We start from the raw sequence: 18,198 nt of genomic DNA, 5'->3' as shown, positions 1-18,198 counted from the left end.
AATCGTGTAAATATAAAAAGAAAAAGCCCCCGCTGGCAATCCGCGGGGGCTTTGCACCCTTTGGTGGAATCAGTTTCCGGCGCTTTCCATCTTGCGGTGGGCAATCACCTCTTCCAGCCAGCCGAGCTTCATCTCCGGCACCGAACTGAGCAGCAGATCGGTGTAATCGTCGAACGGCGGGCTCAGCACCTTGGACTTGCCGCCGTAGCGCTGCACCTTGCCCTGATACATCACTGCGATGTTGTCGGAGATGGCGCGCACAGTCGCCAGATCGTGGGTGATGAAGAGATAGGCCACATCCTCGATCTTCTGCAGATCCAAGAGCAGCTTCAGGATGCCGTCCGCCACCAGCGGATCGAGCGCCGAGGTGACCTCGTCGCAGATGATCATCTTGGGCTTGGCCGCCAGCGAGCGGGCGATGCAGACACGCTGCTTCTGGCCGCCGGACAGTTCCGCCGGATAGCGGTCCATGAACTTTTCGCCCAGCTCGATCTCGTCCAGCAGTTCGATGATCCGCTTCTTCTTCTCCGCGCCGCGCATGCCGAAGTAGAACTCCAGCGGGCGGCCGATTATGGTGCCGACGGTCTGGCGCGGGTTCATCGCCACGTCTGCCATCTGGTAGATCATCTGCAGCTCGCGAAGGTCCTCGCGGGTGCGGCCCTTGAGGTCAGGGGAGAGCTTGCGGCCGGCAAATTCGATCTCGCCCTCGCGCGGCGGCAGAAGGCCGGTGATCACGCGGGCGAGGGTGGATTTGCCGGAGCCGGATTCACCCACCACCGCAAGCGTCTGGCCGGGGTACAGATCGACGTTCACGTTGTGCAGCACGTCGAACTGGGTGCCCTTGTAGCGCGCGGTGATGTTGCGCACGCTCAGCACCGGCTCCTCGGTGGGGGCCTTTTCCTCATGCTCGATGGAGCGGACCGAGACCAGCGCCTTGGTGTACTCCTCCTGCGGGTTGTTGATGATCTGGTCGACATGGCCGTATTCGACGGTGTTGCCCATCCGCAGAACCATGATGTCGTCGCTCACCTGCGCCACCACCGCCAGGTCGTGGGTGATGTAGAGCGCGGCAACGCCGGTGTCGCGGATCGCCTCCTTGATCGCCATCAGCACGTCGATCTGGGTGGTCACGTCGAGCGCGGTTGTCGGCTCGTCGAACACCACCAGATCCGGTTCCGGGCACAGCGCCAGCGCGGTCATGCAGCGCTGCAGCTGGCCGCCCGACACCTGGTGCGGATAGCGTTCGCCGATATTGTCCGGATCCGGCAGGCCCAGTTTGGCAAACAGGGTGCGGGCGCGGTCCTCGGCTTCCTTGCGGGAGAACTTCTTCTGCTCCACCGCCGCCTCGACCACCTGATCCATGATCTTCTTGGCCGGGTTGAAGGAGGCCGCCGCCGATTGCGACACATAGGTCACCTCGGCGCCGCGCAGCTTGCGGATGCCCTTGTGGTTGCCCTTCAGGATGTCTCGGCCGTTGACCCAGACCTCGCCGCCGGTGATCTTCACGCCGCCGCGGCCATAGGCCATGGACGCGAGCCCGATGGTCGATTTGCCGGCACCGGATTCGCCGATCAGGCCCAGGACCTTGCCGGGCGCGAGGTCAAAGCTGACCCCGTGCACGATCTCGATGTCGCGGGGGCGTTCACCCGGCGGGTAGATGGTCGCGCCGATTTTCAGGTCGCGGACTTTCAACAGGGTATCGCTCATCCGCGGCCTCCTTTCAGCGATGTGGTCCGGTTCAGCACCCAGTCAGCCACCAGGTTGACCGAGATCGCCAGGGTGGCGATGGCAAAGGCCGGGATCAGGGCCGCCGGAATGCCGTAGACGATGCCTTCCTTGTTTTCCTTCACGATGCCGCCCCAGTCGGCCTCAGGAGGCTGTACGCCCAGGCCCAGGAAGGACAGGGTGGAGACGAACAGAACCGCAAAGATGAAGCGCAGGCCCATCTCCGCGATCAGCGGGGACAGTGCGTTGGGCAGGATCTCGCGGAAGATGATCCAGGCGGTTTTCTCGCCGCGCAGGCGGGCTGCCTCGACATAGTCCATGACCTCGATATCCACCGCAACGGCACGGGCCAGGCGGTAGACGCGGGTGGCATCCAGAAGGCCCATCACGATGATCAGCATCGGAATGGTCACCGGCGCAACCGACAGCACCACCAGCGCGAAGATCAGGGTCGGGATCGACATCACCAGGTCGACGAAACGCGACAGCGCCTGGTCGATCCAGCCGCCCATCACCGCGGCAAAGAAGCCGAGGACGGAACCCAGGGTGAAGGACAGCACGGTTGCAGCCGTTGCGATGAAGATGGTGGTGCGCCCGCCATAGATCATCCGGCTGAGGAGGTCGCGGCCGATGTTGTCGGTGCCCAGCAGATAGTCTGCGCTGGAGGGCTCCCACACATCGCCGACCACTTCACCGACGCCGTAGGGGGCCAGCAGCGGCGCAAAGATGGCGCCAAGGAAGTACAGGGCGGTGAAGAACAGCCCGATGAGTGCGGAAATGGGGATATTCTTCATTTCGGGTGCCTCAGGCGCGGGTTGCTCAGGATGGCGACGATATCGGCGATCATGTTGAGGCCGATATAGACGGCGGCAAAGATCAGGCCGCAGGCCTGCACCACAGGCACGTCACGCTTGGACACGTGGTCCACCAGATACTGGCCCATGCCGGGGTAGACGAAGACCACCTCGATCACCACGACGCCGACCACCAGATAGGCGAGGTTCAGCATCACCACGTTGACGATCGGTGCAATCGCATTGGGGAAGGCATGGCGGTAGATCACCTGAAAAGCGTTGAGGCCCTTCAGCTCGGCTGTTTCGATATAGGCCGACTGCATCACGTTGAGGATCGCGGCGCGGGTCATCCGCATCATGTGCGCCAGAACAACCAGCGTCAGCACGGCGATCGGCAGCGCGATGGCGTTCAGCTTCTCAAACAGGCTCATGTTGTCGTTGACCATGGCCACCGAGGGGAACCAGCGCAGCTGCACGGCGATGAAGTACATCAGCACGTAGCCGATCAGGAACTCGGGGATCGAGATCGAGGCCAGGGTAACGGCCGAGATCGTCTTGTCGGGCCAGCGGTCCTTGAACCGGACGGCCAGCAGGCCCAGGAAAATTGCCAGCGGAACCGCAACCACGGCAGCCCAGAAGGCGAGGAACAGGGTATTCCAGAAACGGCTGCTCAGAGCCTGGGCAATGTCCTGGCCGCTGGTCAGCGCGGTGCCAAGATCGCCCTGCATGGCGCCGAAGAGCCAGGCAAAATAGCGTTGTACAGGAGGATCGTTCACGCCCAGCTCAGCCCGCAGGTTGGCCAGTGCCTCCGGCGTTGCCGATTGCCCCAGAATCGATTGGGCAACATCGCCGGGCAGAACGATGGTGCCGGCGAAGATCACGATTGAGATGAGCAACAAAAGAAGGAGGCTCAGCGCAATGCGCTGAGCCAGGAGTTTTACGATCGGAGACATATTAGGCTTTGACCCACAGCTTGCTGGCCGCATAGCCGTTCATCAGAACCTGGCCCGGGATGCCTTCGACAAAGCCGTCGACCTTGTCGGTGGTCGCTTCGACGAAGTCGTTGAACATCGGGCAGATCAGGCCGCCCTCGTCACGCAGGATGGTCGACATGTCGGCATACATCTGCGTCCGCTTGGCAACGTCCAGCTCGCCGCGGGCGGCCACCAGCATCTGGTCGAACTGCTCGTTGTTGAAGCGGGTGTCGTTCCAGTCCGCGGTGGACAGGTAGGCGGTGGTGAACATCTGGTCCTGGGTCGGACGGCCGCCCCAGTAGCTGGTGCAGAACGGCTTGGCGTTCCAGACTTCCGACCAGTAGCCGTCGTTCGGCTCGCGCTTGACGTCCAGCTGGATGCCGGCGCTGGACAGCGACTGCTGGAACAGGGCGGAAGCATCCGGCGCGCCCGGGAAGGAGTTGTCCGAGGTGCGCAGCAGGATCGAGCCCTCGTGGCCTGCCTTCTTCAGGTGGTGCATCGCCTTGTCCGGGTCGAACTGGCGCTGTTCCAGTTCGGTGTACATCGGGTAGGAGGCGTTGATCGGGGTGTCATTACCCACGGTGCCGTAACCGTTCAGGATCTTGTCGACCATTTCCTGGCGGTTGATGCCGTATTTCAGCGCCATGCGCACGTCGTTGTTGTCGAACGGTGCGGTGTTGCAGTGCATGATGAACACATAGTGGCCGGCCGCGGAGGTCGAGTGCACGGTGATGTTCGGCGCGCGGTCCACCAGTTTCGCGGTGCGCGGCGGCACCCGGTCGATCACGTCCACCTGGCCGGACTGCAGCGCCGCGACGCGGGCGGTGTCGTCGTTGATGACGATGATTTCCACGGTGTCCGCGTTGCCCAGATCGCCCCAGTAGTTCGGGTTTTTCTCGGCCACGAAGCGCACGCCCATGTCGGCGGACTTGATGATGTAGGGGCCGGTGCCGATGGGCGCCGCCGGATCGTCATTGCCGCCGTTCGGCTGGATGATCAGGTGGTAGTCGGCCAGCAGGTAGGGCAGGTCGGCGTTCGGGCTGTCCAGTTCGAAGACAACGCTGTCGCCGTCCGCGCGCACGTCCTTGATGCCGCGCATGATGCCCAGGGCGCCGGACTTGGTGTCCTCGCCGCTGTGGCGCACCATGGTCTTGACCACGTCATCCGCGGTGACGTTCTGGCCGTTCGAGTAGGTCACGCCGGAGCGCAGCTTGAAGGTCCAGGTCTTGGCGTCGGCAGAGGCTTCATAGCTTTCGGCCAGTTTGCCCTCGATGCCGCCGTCGTCAGCCAGCTCAACCAGCGTTTCACCCCACAGGCGGGTGACCATCAGGCCAACGGTGTTGGTGACCAGCGCCGGGTCCAGGCTGTCGGTGGTGGAGCCGCCCTGCAGGCCGAGGCGGATGGTGCCGCCCTTCTGCGGGCCGGCCGCCTTGGCAGCGGTGGACAGCAGCAGGTTGGCGGACACTGCGGTAAAGCCCAGTGCGGCGGCCTTGCCCAGGAAGTCACGGCGCGACAGTTTTCCTGCCGCGGCCTGGGTGGCCAGATACTGCATATGTCGGTTCATTGAGTTCTCCCGATTGGTTGCGGTGCTGAGGCACCTGTTTTTTTGATTGGCGATTTAAGATTTGCGTATTTACCGCTAACTCGCAAGCGTTATTAGCGAAACGCGGGGGAAGCCTCCTGTGCGGGCCTGTGCCGTTCAAACTGAGGGTGTCGCCTTTTTCAAGTGAGGTGCCGTTTTTGCGGTTGGGGACCCCTGTAAAGCAAAAAAACTTTTGAAATGCGACAGGAAATATTGATGCGGAGGGCTGACGGTTTTTTTATGAATCTGGCCGGTCCGCCAGGCTGACCGGCCCGCCGTAGGGCAGAATCGGTGCTTTTTTGTCTAAAAACGCCCTCTGTGCCGCAAAGGGAATTGCCCGGCACGGCCGGCAGGCGCAGGGGGCGCAGTTCATTTGCGGCAGCGGCTCCGGCACACCTTCAATGGGCGGTTCAGGCCTGCTCCGTGTCCATCCAGATGGTCACGGGACCGTCGTTCAGCAGCCGCACTTTCATGTCGGCGCCAAAGCGTCCCTTTGCAGTTTTCAAACCCAGCGCGGCCAGCTGCTCTGCAAAATACTCGTAGAGCCGCTCGCCCTCGGCAGGGGCTGCAGCAGTAGAGAAGCCGGGCCGGTTGCCGCGCCTTGTGTCGGCCGCCAAGGTGAACTGGCTGACCACCAGCACGCTGCCGCCGGTATCCTGGACGGAGCGGTTCATCTTGCCTCTCTCGTCCTTGAAGATCCGGATCTTGGAGATCTTGGCGGCCAGCTGCTCTGCCTGAGCCTCGCTGTCGCCTGCCATGGCGCAGACCAGCACCAGCAGGCCCGGGCCGATTGCGCCGATCACCGCGCCGTCAACCGCGACCGAGGCCTCGCTGACCCGTTGAATAAGTGCCCGCATGTCTGCTCCCGTTCGTTGAAATGTCCCGGCTGTCCGGCCATCCGCCGGCCGGGTCGTGACAGCTCTAGCCCGTTTGCCGCACGGGGGCGAGACAGTCGGCAGAAATTTCCCGCCGCTGGCCCGGCTCTTGCGCCGGATCAAGGCAGTGCCGGCAGCCGGGAGGTACAATGGGACGCAACAAGAAAGGAGGCTGAATTATGGTAGAAAAAACCGAACATGGCGGCTTTTGGCCGTCGCTTTATGATCCTTTCCGCAGTTTCGGCGCGCGTCTTGCCGACTGGCTTACTCCGGCAACCGAGGCCTCCTCGGGCAAAGAGGCTTACGACATCGCCATGGAGCTTCCGGGCGTTTCGCTGGAGGACGTGGAGCTGACCGTGGACAACGGCGTGCTGACGATCCGCGGCGAGAAGAAGACGCAGTCCGAGAAGACGGGCGACACTTGGTACTTCAGCGAGCGCCAGTACGGTGCCTTCCGCCGTTCCTTCCGCCTGCCGGAGGATGCGGACGGGCAGGCGGCCTCGGCCCGGATGGAAGACGGCGTGCTGCACATTTCGGTGCCGAAACGGGCGCTGGAGCAGCCGGAGACCGCCCGCAGGATCGAAATCAGCAAGGGCTGACAGGGAGGCCGGCCAATAGGTTCCGGCTCAGAATCCGGGGAAAGGAACCGGCCGGTTCAGGAAGGGGGCGGCTGCGCCCCCTTCCGCTTTGTCACAGGCGCTACTGCTACTGCTGGCTGGCCAGCAGGGCGATGCCGACGCCGATCAGCAGTGCCAGCAGCACGGCAAAAGCGATTTTCCAGGCAGAATAGGGCCGTTCGCCCTGGACCCGTCCGGACTGGCCGTTGACCACAAAACGATAGGTCTTGCCGCGGTATTTGTAGGCGGCGAGCCACACCGGCAGCAGGATGTGCTTGAAGGTCACCTCTGACACTTTGGTGTCGATACGGGCGATCCGCTGGCGGTCGCCGCCGATGTCGAACCGCACGTCGCGCTCGATCACCCGGTCCATCTTCTGCCCGGCCTCGGCGAAACCTTCTTCGAGGCCGACCGTATAGGCCTCGGCCCGGAAGCCGGCCAGGTACTGCGGCTGGTAGGGCTCCAGCTGCGCCAGGTCCCAGGGTTCCAGCGCCTCTGTGTATTTCTTGGGCAGGCTTTTGGAGGCCAGCACCAGCACATCGTCAAAGAACCGCTGCACCCGGCCCGACACGGGCCTCCAGCGCACCTTGGCCACCTGCCGGGTCCGGGTCTTGCCGTCCTGCTGGAAGGTTTCGGTCACGTAATAGACGGTGCCGCGCTGGCCGGTGTAGCTGCTGCGGGTCTGGGCGTCATAGGTCCAGTAAGGCACATAGATACCCTGCATCCGCCGCCCCTTGCGGGCGTATTGCTTGAGGCCGTTGGGGGCAAACCAAAGGCCGCCCAGCCAGTCCGTCATCGCCTTGTGCGCGGCGCGTTCCTCCACTGCGAAGGGCAGCACGCCCTTGGGTTTGATATGCCGGTTCTCGCCAGTGCCGGTCACCACCGGTGTGGCGCAGAACGGGCATTCCTTGGCGTGGGTTTCCGGGTCGAATTCTACCTGCGCGGCGCAGTTCGGGCAGGTGGAGACGCGGGTGACTTCGATCTCCGCTTCCGGCAGCTGCTCAGCGACTGCCGCGCGGAAATCCAGCTCCTGCAGGGCGGTGCCTTTCCAGGGGCCGCTGCGGATGCTTTCGGTGTGGCCGCAATGGCCGCAGGTCAGCGTGCCGGAGGCGGGGTCATAGGTGTAATCGGCACCGCATTGCTCGCAGGGGAAGCGGTGGGTTTCTTCTTCGGCGGCGGGCACGGTTTCAGCGGGCGGCGGCGGGGGCATCGTCACGGGGAGGGGAACCTGTCGGGCAATGTCAGTCAGGGTGTGGCGGGGGCGGCAGTCTGCCGCCCTCTCGAAGGTGCTACCCGGCTCGCGGTGCCGGCGGCGGCGGAGGCGGCGGCAGGATGGTGAACAGCTGCGCCAGCTCCATCACTTCGCCCGCGCGTTTCCAGCCGTCCTGGCCGGGGGTCCAGACGTGGGTCTCGCGTGTCAGGGTTCCGTCCTGCGCCATCCGTCCCATCCGCGCCTTGGAGAACGGGCCAGAGGTCTGCCCGTCCACCGCGATGTGCCAGACGTGCTCCACCGGCGGCGGGGGCGGGGCCGCGGGCGCTGCCGGTTGCGGCGCAGCGGGTTCGGGCCGCGCGCCCCATGGCCCGGCCGGATGACCCGCTGCCTGAGAGGGTGCGCCTCCCTGCAGGGCCTGGCCCATCTGCTGCGCCATCGCCATTCCCATGCCCATACCCATGCCGGCGCCCATGCTGCTGTTCGGGGTCTGCGCGGAAGCGGTCATCGCCTCGGCTGCGGAGAACTGGGTGTAGCGGCCGAGATCGCCCAGCACGCCCATCTGGGTGCGCTTGTCCATCGCTTCCTCCACCGCGGGCGGCAGCGAGATGTTTTCGATGTACAGCTCCGGCATCATCAGGCCGTAGTCCGCCAGGGTGCCGGAAATCTCTGCCGCTACCAGCTTGCCCAGGTCCGCCGTGTTGGCGGCCATGTCCAGCACCGGAATGCCGGAGCCTGCAATCACGCGGGAGAATTCCTGCACGATGATGTTGCGGATCTGGTAGGAGATCTCGTCCATGGTGAACTCGCCGTCGGTGCCGACGATCTCGGACAGGAACCGCGCCGGGTCGGCGACCTTGATCGTATAGGTGCCATAAGCGCGCAACCTGACGGGCCCGAACTCCGGGTCGCGGCAGATGATCGGGTTCTTGGTGCCCCACTTCAGGTCGCTGAAGCGGGTGGTGTCGACAAAGTAGACCTCCGACTTGAACGGCGACTGGAAGGCGTGGTCCCAGTGCTGCAGCGTGGTCATGATCGGCATGTTGTTGGTCTCAAGCATATAGAGACCGGGGGTGAAGACATCGGCCAGCTGGCCCTCGTGCACGAACACCGCCGCCTGGCCCTCGCGCACCGTCAGCTTGGCACCGTATTTGATCTCGTGCCCCTCGCGCTCAAACCGCCAGACCATGGTGTCATGGGTGTCGTCCACCCAGTGAATGACATCAATGAATTCGCCTTTGAGAAAATCGAAAATACCCATGTTTCAGGTCCTCTTCCTGTGGCGGCCTAAAGTTCCTGGCCCATCGCCTCGCGGGCGAGAATGCGGATGACGGGGCGGGCCTCCTCGATGCTCATCCCCGTTGTCAGTCTTGGATCATACAGCATCTGCAGCAGTTTTTCGTCAAAGCTGGTCAGCAGCGCAAACTCGTCATCGTCGTTGAAGATCGAAGGCCGCGCCCGGGGGCTGTCGTTCCGCAGCCCCAGGCCTTGCGCCACTTCCTCATGCACGCAGCTCTTGCGCACCAGGTCGGGGTGCTCGGCCCGGATCAGCGCCACGCCGCGGGTATAGGACAGCGGGTCACCCTGCGGCCCGCCCGCCACCACCAGGCAGTAGTAGCTGCGCGGCGGCGCGGCCAGCAGCGACAGGTCGCGGGCGCTGATCGAGGGCAGCAGCTCGCGCACCCGTTCGGCCACAAAGGCGCTGTCGTCGAGGCTGGCAAAGATCACGTGAAAATTGGCCCGCCCGCTGACGGTGCTGATGGAGTGGCTGGTGATCCGCGCCAGCCGGGCGGCATATTCGGCGAGCGTTTCCCGGTCCTGCGCCCGCTGCTCCGCCTGCACCGACGGGCCGAATTCTGCCGCGATCCGCACCGGGCCGGACCAGCGGCCCATGCCCCCTGAAATCCCTGCGCCACCGTATTCATCGTAAAATGCCAGCGCTTCAAAGCTGCTGGCCAGATCCTCGGCGTCGTAAGGCGTGTCCGGCCCGCCGCCGTCGGTGCGCAGCAGCCCGCGGGTCAGCAGGTCACGCTCCAGCGCGTTGTAGTAATAAGTCAGCTGAGCGCTGTCTGCGGAGGGTTTGTAGACCGCCGGCTGCGGCGCCGCGGGGCGGGCCTGCGGCACCAGCGATTCCGCCTGGTCAAAGGGCAGGCAGGCCGTGAGCGCGGCCAGCCCGGCAAGGGCCGCTGCGCTCCTCCACATGGTTTGGACAGCCTGCACCCTTGCCGCCCTTCTCAGTTCGGCACCGCGGTGCCGGCAGTGTCGCCAACCCCGTCGCGGCGCGCCTTGGCGGCGGCCAGCGTATCGCGCAGCTCCGCCTCCATCTTCTGCAGCTCTTCCTCGGCAGCAGCGCGTTTGGCTTTGCCCTCGTCAGCGATCTTGAGGCTGTCCTGAATGGTGCCGATCAGGTCCGCATTGGCCTGTTTCACCGCTTCGATGTCAAAGACGCCGCGCTCCATCTCCTGGCGGATCATCTCGTTCGACTGGCGCAGGTTGGCGGCGTTCGAGGTCAACAGCTCATTGGTCAGGTCATTGGCGTCGCGCACCGCAGCAGCGGCCTGGGCCGAGCGCTGGATGGTCAGCGCCTGCGCCAGCTGGGTTTCCCACAGCGGCACGGTGTTCACCAGGGTCGAGTTGATCTTGGTCACCAGCGACTTGTCGTTCTCCTGCACCAGCCGGATCGAGGGCAGCGATTGCATGGTGACCTGGCGGGTCAGCTTCAGGTCGTGCACCCGCCGCTCCAGATCGTCGCGGGCGGCGCGCAGGTCGCGCAGCTCCTGCGCCTTCATCACCTGGTCGCCTTCTGGAGCGGCCTGCACCTCGGCCTCTTTCGCCGGGATTGCGGTGCTGTCCAGCTCCGCCAGCTTGGCCTCGCCCGCGGCGATATAGAGCGCCAGCTCATCATAGAACTGCAGCGTTTTTTCATAGAGAAGGTCGAGCGACTTGATGTCCTTCAGCAGGGTGTGCTCGTGGCCCAGGAGGTCGTCGGTAATCCGGTCGATCTGCCCCTGCACGGTCTCATACCGCGCGGTGAATTTCACGAAAGGCGTGGCCTTGCCCAACAGCCGCTCCCAAAAGGTCGCCTTGCGGCGCACGTCCAGTTCGGAGACCGAAAAGCCGCGGATCGTGGCCACGATATTGCGCAGGCTGTCGCCCGCAGGACCCACATCCTTGTTACGCACATCGGACAGCATCGCCTGGCTGATGGTCTGCAGCTCTTCCTGCGCGGCTGAGCCGAAATGGATGATCGAATTGGTATCGCCCATGTCGATCTGATCCATCCGCTGCCGGATCGCCTCGCTGGTCGGTTCATCGGCCTGCTCCAGCGGCTGCACCTCAGCCACGGGTTCAGGCAGTTCGATGGCGGTGACTTCCGTGACCAGGGCTTCGGCCTCGGCGGCTTTCTGTTGAACGGCTTCGGACATGAACGGCTTCCTCGCTAATCAATTCCGGTCCAGATGGACCCCTTCACGCTGCAAACGGTCGCGCAGCACATCAATTTCAATGGTCAGGTCGGCGCGGTCCTCCACCAGCATCTTGCGGGTGCGCGCGGCAAAATTCTGTTCCAGGTCGTCCAGCAGCGCCAGGTAATCGGCGCGGGCCTGGGCGTCCTGGCTGCGGGCATAGATGTCGGCGAACTTCACCGTCGCATCGCGGGCGCCCTGCAGATAGACGGTCAGGTACTTGCGGGCGGCGGTCAGGTCGCGCGGGTCTTCCTCCACTGTGCGGAACAGCTCGCGGGCCACCTCCTGGAATTGCTCCACCCGCGCCTCGACTCCCCGGTCGCGGGCGCGCAGGGCGGCGTCCTTCATGGCGGCAAGGCTCTGTTCCGCCTCATCCACCGCGCGGGCCACCCGGGACTGCTGGAAATCGTCGACCCCTTCCACGCCCTTGTCGCGCAGCGGGTCGATGCCGAAGGCGGTGATGTGCAGCCCCGCTGCCGCGGCGCCATAGATGGCGGCAATCAGGATGCCGGGCTCTGCCTTCCACGCCGCCAGCGCCGCGCCGCCGCCCGCCAGCAGCGCTGCCAGGATCTTGTGGGGCAGGGCGGGTTTGCGTGCCACCTTGCGGGCGGCATAGGCGGCTTCGGCCTTCAGCCCCTCGCGTAGCAGGAAGGCGCCGCCGGTCCACAGGCCCGCGCCGATCAGCCCCAGCGCCAGGCCAGTGGCGCCGTCGTTCAATGACAGCAATGCCAGGATGGCAGGAGGCACAAACATCACGTTGGCGCGCACCCCGACCGGATCCACCTGGGCATTGCGGTAAGACTGCCTGGGAGCGGAGTTTTGCGACCCGGGGTCGCTGCCGGGGCTGTGTTTGCCGCCGTAACGCTGTGCCATGCGTTCAGCCCCCCACAATCCAGCCGGTGCTGAGGCCGAACATCAGGATCAATAGGGCGGCATAGGCAATTTTCTGCACGCAAGCTCCCCCAAAACCGCCAGCGAAGATTAACTGATTGGAAATCTAGGGGATAGCGGACGGTGTTGCTAGGGGGAAGTCTGCGGGATTTGGCTCAGCGCCGGGGATTCTTGCCGATCGGGCGCTTGCCGCCGCCGCGCTGGGCCGGGCGGTCGCTGCGCGGTGTAGCGGCCTTGCCGGCCGGTTTGCCGGGTTTTGCCGGTGCCTTGGCTGCGGGCTTGCCGCCCGGTTTGCCCATCGGCCTGCCAGCAGGCTTGCCGCCGCGGGAGCGGGTGGGGCGGCCTGCCGGTTTTTCCTCTTCCGGCTCCAGGCCGAGCTGGTCGCGCACCACGCGCGGGCGCAGTTCCTCGACCTCGCCCGGTTTCAGGTCACCCAGCTGGAACGGCCCGTAGGACACCCGCAAGAGCCGGTTCACGGTGAAGCCGATATCCTCCATCGCGCGGCGGATCTCGCGATTCTTGCCCTCGCGCAAGCCCACCGTCAGCCAGGCGTTGGCGCCCTGCTGGCGGTCTAGCGACACGGTCATCGGCTGGAACTTCTCGCCCTCGATCACCAGGCCCTTGCGCAGGGGGGCGAAATCCTCGTCCTTGGGGCGGCCGTTGATCCGCACCCGGTAGCGGCGCAGCCAGCCGGTGGCGGGAAGCTCCAGCTTGCGCTTGATGCCGCCGTCGTTGGTGAGCAGCAGCAAACCTTCGGAGTTGAGGTCGAGGCGGCCGACTGTCATCACCCGCGGCATGTCCTCGGGCAGCTCGTCAAAGATGGTCTTGCGGCCCTTTTCGTCGCTGTTCGAGGTCACCAGGCCGGTGGGCTTGTAATACAGCCACATCCGCGGCGCCTCGGCCTCCGGCAGCGGCTGGCCGTCGACGCTGATCCGGTCTGCGGTGGTCACGTTCAGCGCCGGGCTGTCGATCTTCTTGCCGTTCACCGACACGCGGCCCTCGGCGATCATGCGCTCAGCCTCACGGCGCGAGGCAACACCCGCGCGCGACAGGACCTTGGCGACGCGGTCGCCCTCAGGCGAGGCGCTAGCCTCTGGTTTGGCGGCAGCCTTGCGGGGCTGGGATTTCGGGCCTGGTTTGCCCTTGGGGGATGCGGGTGTTTTGCTCATGCCTGTGCCATAGAGCATTCCGCTGCCTTGCGAAAGCGGGCAATCGCGGGCAGGAAGGGGCATGGCATTCAAATCGCATATGGACAAAGCGCTGGACCAGGCGCGTGAGGCCGCGGAGCGCGGCGAGGTTCCCGTGGGCGCTGCGCTGATCGCGCCGGACGGGCAGGTGGCGGCGTTGGCAGGCAACCGCACCCGCGAGCTGAACGACCCCACCGCTCACGCCGAGATTCTGACCATCCGTGCGGCCTGTGCCGCCTTGGGCAGCGAGCGGCTGACAGGCTATGACCTCTATGTGACGCTGGAACCCTGCGCCATGTGCGCCGCTGCAATCGCTGCCGCCCGCATCCGCCGGGTGTACTACGGTGCCGCTGACCCCAAGTCCGGCGGTGTGGCGCATGGTGCCTGCGTGTTCTCCCATCCGCAGGCGCATCACGCGCCGGAAGTCTATGACGGGATTGCGGAAGAGGAGGCCAGAGCGCTGCTCAAGGAGTTCTTCGCTGGGAAACGCTGAACCCTGCCGGCCGGGGCGGGACTTTGACTGTTGCCGGATTAGGTCGAGTGTCCTATAAGTGCGGTTAGGTCAAATGTCCTAGAGGCCGGAATGACGCAGGAAAGTACCAAAGACCGGATTGCAGAGGCCGCGGACCAGCTGTTCTATGAACGCGGGTTCGAGGCTACGTCCTTTGCGGATATTGCTGGGGCTGTCGGCATCTCACGCGGCAATTTCTACTATCATTTCAAGACCAAGGACGAGATCCTTGAAGCGGTGATCGCGCGCCGCATGGCCAATACACGCGCCATGCTGAACGGCTGGCAGGCAGAGGGCGGCAGTCCGCAACAGCGGATCATCTGCTTTATCCGGATCCTGATCGCCAACCAGGCCAAGATCACTCTCTACGGCTGCCCGGTCGGCACGCTGGTGGCGGAACTGGGCAAACTGGACCATGCGGCGCAGGATCAGGCCAATGCAATTTTCACCCTGTTCCGGACCTGGCTCTGCCGCCAGTTCGGGGAGCTGGGCTGCGGCGCGGAATCGGATGCCCTGGCGATGCACCTGCTGGCGCGCAGCCAAGGGGCGGCAACGCTGGCGCAGGCGTTCCGTGATGCGGAATTCATCAACCGGGAAGTAGAGCTGATGCTGAATTGGCTTCAGGAACAGCTGCCAAAGGATCACCCTGCCTGACACACACCACAGGAGATACTCATGTATTTTATTTTGCTTTCATTCGCGGCGCAGAAGGACCGCCTGGCCGAGTTTCTGGAGGGTCACAAGGCCTGGCTGCAGCAAGGATTTGAGGACGGGGTGTTCCTTGCCGCCGGGTCCATGACGGATGGCGAGGGCGGGGCGATCCTCGCCGTAGGTGAAGGCGAAGAGGACCTGGCCGCCCGCGTCGCGCAGGATCCCTTTGTGACCGGCGGTGTGGTGGAGCCGGAAATCATCGGCGTGGCGCCCACCATGATGGATCCCCGGCTTGATTTCCTGCGGGGCGGGGAATGAACCGCACCGTCACCGCCGCCGATGGCCATCCCCGTTGCGCCTGGAGCGCCTCGGCCCCCGATTTCCTGCGGTACCACGACGAGGAATGGGGCTACCCGGTTGGAGACGACATCCGCCTGTTCGAGAAGGTCTGCCTCGAAAGCTTCCAGTCCGGCCTCAGCTGGCGGACCATTCTGGACAAGCGCGAGAACTTCCGCGTCGCCTTTGCCGGGTTCGATTTCAACGAGATGGCGAAATTCGGCACGAGGGACGTGGAGCGGCTGCTGCAGGACAAGGGCATCATCCGCCACCGCGGCAAGATCGAGGCGGTGATCAACAATGCTGCCCGCGCGCAGGAACTGGTGGCAGAGGCGGGGTCGCTGGCGGCGTTCTTCTGGAGCTATGAGCCGAAGCCGGAGGATTTGCCGGAGCCGCAGACCGCCTCCACCAGTTCCGAATCCGTGGCGCTGTCCAAGGCGCTCAAGAAACGCGGCTGGAAATTTGTCGGCCCGACCACGGTTTTTGCCTTCATGCAGGCGATGGGGCTGATCAATGACCATGCCCGCGGCTGTATCTGCCGGGAGAAGGCCGCCGCGGCCCGGCAGGCCTTTACTGTGCCGCAGGTGAAGCCGGCGGCCTGATCTCCGCCCGCGCCGGGCCGGCAGGCCCGGCGCCACGCCCAACGGGAGCGGATCTGCCCGCCAGATCCGGCGACGGGCGGGAGGCCCCCCGTCTGGTCGCGCGGTTCAGATTTCGATCGCCTTCATCACTTCCGGCTCGATCACCTCCACCCCGGGCAGCCCCTCGATCAGGTCCTTGGCGTCCTGCTCCAGCACCGGGAAGCTCTTGTAGTGGCAGGGAATCACCGTCTTGAAATTGAAGTACCGCTTCGCCGCATAAGCCGTCTGTTTCATGTCCATAGTGAAATGGCCGCCTGCCGACAGGATGCCTACGTCCGGCTTGTAGTAATCGCCCATCCACTCCATGTCGGCCATGATCGCGGTGTCGCCGGACAGGTAGACGGTCTTGCCCTCCGCCATCAGCATGTAGCCGACTTCCGAGCCGCCGGTGCGCAGTCCGTCCTGGGTGTTGAAGGTGGAGCTGTGCGAGGCAGGCACCATCGCAACCTTCACCCCGCCCAGGTCCACGGTGCCGCCTTTGTTGAAGCCGGTGGTCTGCACCCCTTCGGTTTCGCCCCAGAGGCCCATCAGGTCGTATTGCCCGATCACCGGCACCTCCAGCCGCTTCGCCAAGGGCAGCACGTCCACCACATGGTCGAAATGCACATGGGTCAGCAGGATGTGGGTGGCACCGGCAACGGCGGCCTGGTGGCTCTCTTCCGGCAGCACCGGATTGCCGCTCAGCCAGGGGTCCACCAGCAGCACCTGGCCGCTTGTTTCGATGCGGAATGAGCCGTGGCCCAGCCAAATGATCTTCATCGGTTTTCTCCTCCCGTTGTCCTTGGCGGAAGCCTAACAGGCTGCGGGCGAAAAGGAATGCGGACGTGCCGGAAAATATGCTTGCCGGCCCGATTGCAGGCTGCCCGCCCGTTGCAGGCTTGCAGCGCAGGCGGCACGGCGGTAAATGCCTACTCAACACCAGATGAGGGTTTCCATGTCGATTGACCAAAGCACCGCCGCCAAGGTGGCCAAACTGGCCCGGATCAAGGTCGAGGACGACGCGCTGCCGGCGCTGGCAGACGAGTTCAACAACATCCTGGGCTTCATCGAGCAGCTGAACGAGGTGGATGTCGAGGGCGTCGAGCCGATGACCTCCGTCACCCCGCAGCGCCTGAAGCGCCGGGTGGATGAAGTCACCGACGGCAGCCAGCAGGACAAGGTGCTGGCCAACGCGCCGGACGCCCGCGAAGGTTTCTTCGCAGTGCCCAAAGTCGTGGAGTAAGAGACATGAGCGATCTGAACAAACTGGGCCTGGCAGAGGCCCGCGACGCACTGCGCAAGGGCGACACCACCTCCGTTGAGCTGACCGAGGCCTGCCTCAAGGCAATCGATGCGGCTGACGCGCTCAATGCCTTCGTGCACAAGACGCCCGAGATTGCGATGGAACGGGCCAAGGCAGCGGACGACCGCATCAAGGCGGGGGATGCGCCCTCAATGTGCGGCCTGCCGATCGGCATCAAGGACCTGTTCTGCACCAAGGGCGTGCCGTCGCAGGCGGCGTCGAAAATCCTCGAAGGCTTCAAGCCGGAGTATGAATCCACTGTCAGCCAGAAGCTGGCCGATGCCGGTTCCGTCATGCTGGGCAAGCTGAACATGGATGAGTTCGCCATGGGCTCCTCCAACGAAACCTCCGTCTACGGCAACGCCGTCAGCCCCTGGCGCCGCGGCAATGACGACGCCGAGCTGACCCCGGGCGGCTCCTCCGGCGGCTCCGCCTCTGCGGTGGCAGCCGACCTCTGCCTGGCGGCAACCGGCACCGATACCGGCGGCTCGATCCGCCAGCCCGCCGCCTTCACCGGCACCGTCGGCATCAAGCCGACCTACGGCCGCTGCTCGCGCTGGGGCATTGTCGCCTTTGCCTCCTCGCTGGACCAGGCCGGGCCGATGACCAAATCGGTGCGCGATGCTGCCATCATGCTGGAAGCCATGTGCGGCCACGACCCCAAGGATTCGACCTCTGCCGAACTGGCGGTGCCGGATTTCGAGGCGATGCTGACCGGCGACATCCGCGGCAAGAAGATCGGTATCCCCAAGGAGTACCGCATGGACGGCATGCCGTCCGAGATCGGGAAGCTTTGGGCCGATGGCGCCGAGATGCTGAAGGCCGCAGGCGCCGAGATCGTCGATATCTCGCTGCCCCACACCAAATACGCGCTGCCCGCCTATTACGTGATTGCCCCGGCTGAGGCGTCTTCGAACCTGGCGCGCTACGACGGTGTCCGCTACGGCCGCCGCGCCACGCTGGAGGCGGGTGACGGCATCACCGAGATGTACGAGAAGACCCGCGCCGAAGGCTTCGGCCACGAGGTGCAGCGCCGCGTCATGGTCGGCACCTACGTGCTGTCGGCTGGCTTCTACGACGCCTATTACAACCGCGCCCGCCGCGTCCGCACCCTGATCAAGAAGGACTTCGAGGACGCCTTTGCTGCCGGCGTCGATGCGATTCTGACCCCGGCCACCCCGTCCGCGGCCTTTGGCCTGGGCGAGATGACCGAGGCGGATCCGGTGCAGATGTATCTGAATGACGTCTTCACCGTCACCGTGAACCTGGCAGGCCTGCCGGGTGTCGCGGTGCCTGCAGGCTTGGATTCCCAAGGCCTGCCGCTAGGTCTGCAGCTGATCGGCAAGCCCTGGGAAGAGGGCGATCTGCTGAACACTGCCTATGCGCTGGAGAATGCGGCCGGCTTTGTAGCCAAGCCGCAGCAATGGTGGTAAACATCTGCGCAAGCAATTGAGCAGA

At 64.6% G+C, this 18,198-nt stretch carries 19 protein-coding genes; 7 read left to right on the top strand and 12 right to left on the bottom strand.

Annotation, left to right across the window (positions count from 1 at the left end):
• Positions 1-69: 69 nt before the first annotated feature.
• The 5 genes from AC58NV_RS05070 to dtd all read right to left on the bottom strand — a co-directional run bounded on the left by AC58NV_RS05070 (position 70) and on the right by dtd (position 5,932).
• Positions 70-1,707, bottom strand: coding sequence for an ABC transporter ATP-binding protein (locus AC58NV_RS05070; protein ID WP_497226136.1), 1,638 nt, complete (start codon positions 1,705-1,707; stop codon positions 70-72).
• Positions 1,704-2,519: an ABC transporter permease gene (locus AC58NV_RS05065; RefSeq protein ID WP_271908593.1), complete on the bottom strand. Its 816-nt coding sequence runs from the start codon at positions 2,517-2,519 to the stop codon at positions 1,704-1,706. The genes AC58NV_RS05070 and AC58NV_RS05065 overlap by 4 nt, the downstream gene beginning before the upstream one ends.
• A complete protein-coding gene (locus AC58NV_RS05060; RefSeq protein WP_366663521.1) occupies positions 2,516-3,472 on the bottom strand; it encodes an ABC transporter permease in 957 nt (318 codons plus the stop codon). The genes AC58NV_RS05065 and AC58NV_RS05060 overlap by 4 nt, the downstream gene beginning before the upstream one ends.
• A gap of 1 nt (position 3,473) precedes the next feature.
• The gene (locus AC58NV_RS05055; protein WP_497226135.1) at positions 3,474-5,057 is read right to left on the bottom strand and encodes an ABC transporter substrate-binding protein; all 1,584 of its coding nucleotides are present in this window, start codon (positions 5,055-5,057) and stop codon (positions 3,474-3,476) included.
• A 428-nt stretch (positions 5,058-5,485) separates the two neighbouring features.
• A complete protein-coding gene (gene dtd / locus AC58NV_RS05050) occupies positions 5,486-5,932 on the bottom strand; it encodes a D-aminoacyl-tRNA deacylase (protein WP_497226134.1) in 447 nt (148 codons plus the stop codon).
• A 197-nt stretch (positions 5,933-6,129) separates the two neighbouring features.
• On the opposite strand from dtd, the gene AC58NV_RS05045 reads away from it, so the two are divergent.
• Positions 6,130-6,549 (top strand): Hsp20/alpha crystallin family protein, encoded by a 420-nt coding sequence (locus AC58NV_RS05045; protein WP_497226133.1) that lies wholly within the window; start codon positions 6,130-6,132, stop codon positions 6,547-6,549.
• Between the two features lie 106 nt (positions 6,550-6,655).
• Here the strand turns inward: AC58NV_RS05045 and AC58NV_RS05040 are convergent, their stop codons facing one another.
• The 6 genes from AC58NV_RS05040 to AC58NV_RS05015 form a co-directional block, all read right to left on the bottom strand.
• On the bottom strand, positions 6,656-7,777 hold the full coding sequence (locus tag AC58NV_RS05040; protein WP_497226397.1) for a TFIIB-type zinc finger domain-containing protein: 1,122 nt from the start codon (positions 7,775-7,777) through the stop codon (positions 6,656-6,658).
• 79 nt (positions 7,778-7,856) lie between these two features.
• Complete coding sequence (locus AC58NV_RS05035) at positions 7,857-9,038, bottom strand: SPFH domain-containing protein (protein WP_497226132.1); 1,182 nt, start codon at positions 9,036-9,038, stop codon at positions 7,857-7,859.
• A 26-nt stretch (positions 9,039-9,064) separates the two neighbouring features.
• Entirely contained in the window at positions 9,065-9,979 is a 915-nt protein-coding gene (locus tag AC58NV_RS05030; RefSeq protein ID WP_497226396.1) for a DUF2927 domain-containing protein, read from the bottom strand.
• 32 nt (positions 9,980-10,011) lie between these two features.
• The gene (locus AC58NV_RS05025; protein WP_497226131.1) at positions 10,012-11,202 is read right to left on the bottom strand and encodes a toxic anion resistance protein; all 1,191 of its coding nucleotides are present in this window, start codon (positions 11,200-11,202) and stop codon (positions 10,012-10,014) included.
• Positions 11,203-11,220: 18 nt separating this feature from the next.
• The gene (locus AC58NV_RS05020; protein ID WP_497226130.1) at positions 11,221-12,114 is read right to left on the bottom strand and encodes a 5-bromo-4-chloroindolyl phosphate hydrolysis family protein; all 894 of its coding nucleotides are present in this window, start codon (positions 12,112-12,114) and stop codon (positions 11,221-11,223) included.
• 173 nt (positions 12,115-12,287) lie between these two features.
• Complete coding sequence (locus AC58NV_RS05015) at positions 12,288-13,301, bottom strand: pseudouridine synthase (RefSeq protein ID WP_497226129.1); 1,014 nt, start codon at positions 13,299-13,301, stop codon at positions 12,288-12,290.
• 61 nt (positions 13,302-13,362) lie between these two features.
• Between AC58NV_RS05015 and AC58NV_RS05010 the strand changes: the two genes are divergently transcribed.
• The 4 genes from AC58NV_RS05010 (at position 13,363) to AC58NV_RS04995 (ending at position 15,419) form a co-directional block, all read left to right on the top strand.
• Complete coding sequence (locus tag AC58NV_RS05010) at positions 13,363-13,812, top strand: nucleoside deaminase (protein ID WP_497226128.1); 450 nt, start codon at positions 13,363-13,365, stop codon at positions 13,810-13,812.
• Between the two features lie 90 nt (positions 13,813-13,902).
• Entirely contained in the window at positions 13,903-14,484 is a 582-nt protein-coding gene (locus AC58NV_RS05005; protein WP_497226127.1) for a TetR/AcrR family transcriptional regulator, read from the top strand.
• A 21-nt stretch (positions 14,485-14,505) separates the two neighbouring features.
• Positions 14,506-14,799: a YciI family protein gene (locus tag AC58NV_RS05000; RefSeq protein ID WP_497226126.1), complete on the top strand. Its 294-nt coding sequence runs from the start codon at positions 14,506-14,508 to the stop codon at positions 14,797-14,799.
• Positions 14,796-15,419 carry a DNA-3-methyladenine glycosylase I gene (locus AC58NV_RS04995; RefSeq protein WP_497226125.1) on the top strand — a complete coding sequence of 208 codons (624 nt, stop codon included), beginning with the start codon at positions 14,796-14,798 and terminating at the stop codon, positions 15,417-15,419. The genes AC58NV_RS05000 and AC58NV_RS04995 overlap by 4 nt, the downstream gene beginning before the upstream one ends.
• A gap of 105 nt (positions 15,420-15,524) precedes the next feature.
• On the opposite strand, the gene AC58NV_RS04990 is transcribed toward AC58NV_RS04995, so the two are convergent.
• Positions 15,525-16,217 (bottom strand): metal-dependent hydrolase, encoded by a 693-nt coding sequence (locus tag AC58NV_RS04990; RefSeq protein ID WP_497226124.1) that lies wholly within the window; start codon positions 16,215-16,217, stop codon positions 15,525-15,527.
• A gap of 175 nt (positions 16,218-16,392) precedes the next feature.
• On the opposite strand from AC58NV_RS04990, the gene gatC reads away from it, so the two are divergent.
• Both gatC and gatA read left to right on the top strand, forming a co-directional pair.
• Positions 16,393-16,680: an Asp-tRNA(Asn)/Glu-tRNA(Gln) amidotransferase subunit GatC gene (gene gatC / locus AC58NV_RS04985; RefSeq protein WP_039149048.1), complete on the top strand. Its 288-nt coding sequence runs from the start codon at positions 16,393-16,395 to the stop codon at positions 16,678-16,680.
• Positions 16,681-16,685: 5 nt separating this feature from the next.
• Positions 16,686-18,173 carry an Asp-tRNA(Asn)/Glu-tRNA(Gln) amidotransferase subunit GatA gene (gene gatA / locus AC58NV_RS04980; protein ID WP_497226123.1) on the top strand — a complete coding sequence of 496 codons (1,488 nt, stop codon included), beginning with the start codon at positions 16,686-16,688 and terminating at the stop codon, positions 18,171-18,173.
• Positions 18,174-18,198: the final 25 nt, after the last annotated feature.

This window comes from Leisingera sp. ANG49, from assembly GCF_059694505.1.
The sequence above is the reverse complement of the archived record's forward strand: the minus strand, read 5'-3'. Positions and strand labels throughout refer to the sequence as shown.

Coding starts and splice junctions, on each gene's coding strand:
- AC58NV_RS05055 (WP_497226135.1), bottom strand. CDS start 5,057: ATGAACCGACATATGCAGTATCTGGCCACCCAGGCCGCGGCAGGAAAA.
- gatA (WP_497226123.1), top strand. CDS start 16,686: ATGAGCGATCTGAACAAACTGGGCCTGGCAGAGGCCCGCGACGCACTG.
- AC58NV_RS05070 (WP_497226136.1), bottom strand. CDS start 1,707: ATGAGCGATACCCTGTTGAAAGTCCGCGACCTGAAAATCGGCGCGACC.
- AC58NV_RS05030 (WP_497226396.1), bottom strand. CDS start 9,979: ATGTGGAGGAGCGCAGCGGCCCTTGCCGGGCTGGCCGCGCTCACGGCC.
- AC58NV_RS05045 (WP_497226133.1), top strand. CDS start 6,130: ATGGTAGAAAAAACCGAACATGGCGGCTTTTGGCCGTCGCTTTATGAT.
- AC58NV_RS05035 (WP_497226132.1), bottom strand. CDS start 9,038: ATGGGTATTTTCGATTTTCTCAAAGGCGAATTCATTGATGTCATTCAC.
- AC58NV_RS05000 (WP_497226126.1), top strand. CDS start 14,506: ATGTATTTTATTTTGCTTTCATTCGCGGCGCAGAAGGACCGCCTGGCC.
- AC58NV_RS05060 (WP_366663521.1), bottom strand. CDS start 3,472: ATGTCTCCGATCGTAAAACTCCTGGCTCAGCGCATTGCGCTGAGCCTC.
- AC58NV_RS05025 (WP_497226131.1), bottom strand. CDS start 11,202: ATGTCCGAAGCCGTTCAACAGAAAGCCGCCGAGGCCGAAGCCCTGGTC.
- AC58NV_RS05010 (WP_497226128.1), top strand. CDS start 13,363: ATGGCATTCAAATCGCATATGGACAAAGCGCTGGACCAGGCGCGTGAG.
- AC58NV_RS05020 (WP_497226130.1), bottom strand. CDS start 12,114: ATGGCACAGCGTTACGGCGGCAAACACAGCCCCGGCAGCGACCCCGGG.
- AC58NV_RS05015 (WP_497226129.1), bottom strand. CDS start 13,301: ATGAGCAAAACACCCGCATCCCCCAAGGGCAAACCAGGCCCGAAATCC.
- AC58NV_RS05065 (WP_271908593.1), bottom strand. CDS start 2,519: ATGAAGAATATCCCCATTTCCGCACTCATCGGGCTGTTCTTCACCGCC.
- AC58NV_RS04995 (WP_497226125.1), top strand. CDS start 14,796: ATGAACCGCACCGTCACCGCCGCCGATGGCCATCCCCGTTGCGCCTGG.
- AC58NV_RS05040 (WP_497226397.1), bottom strand. CDS start 7,777: ATGCCCCCGCCGCCGCCCGCTGAAACCGTGCCCGCCGCCGAAGAAGAA.
- AC58NV_RS05005 (WP_497226127.1), top strand. CDS start 13,903: ATGACGCAGGAAAGTACCAAAGACCGGATTGCAGAGGCCGCGGACCAG.
- gatC (WP_039149048.1), top strand. CDS start 16,393: ATGTCGATTGACCAAAGCACCGCCGCCAAGGTGGCCAAACTGGCCCGG.
- dtd (WP_497226134.1), bottom strand. CDS start 5,932: ATGCGGGCACTTATTCAACGGGTCAGCGAGGCCTCGGTCGCGGTTGAC.
- AC58NV_RS04990 (WP_497226124.1), bottom strand. CDS start 16,217: ATGAAGATCATTTGGCTGGGCCACGGCTCATTCCGCATCGAAACAAGC.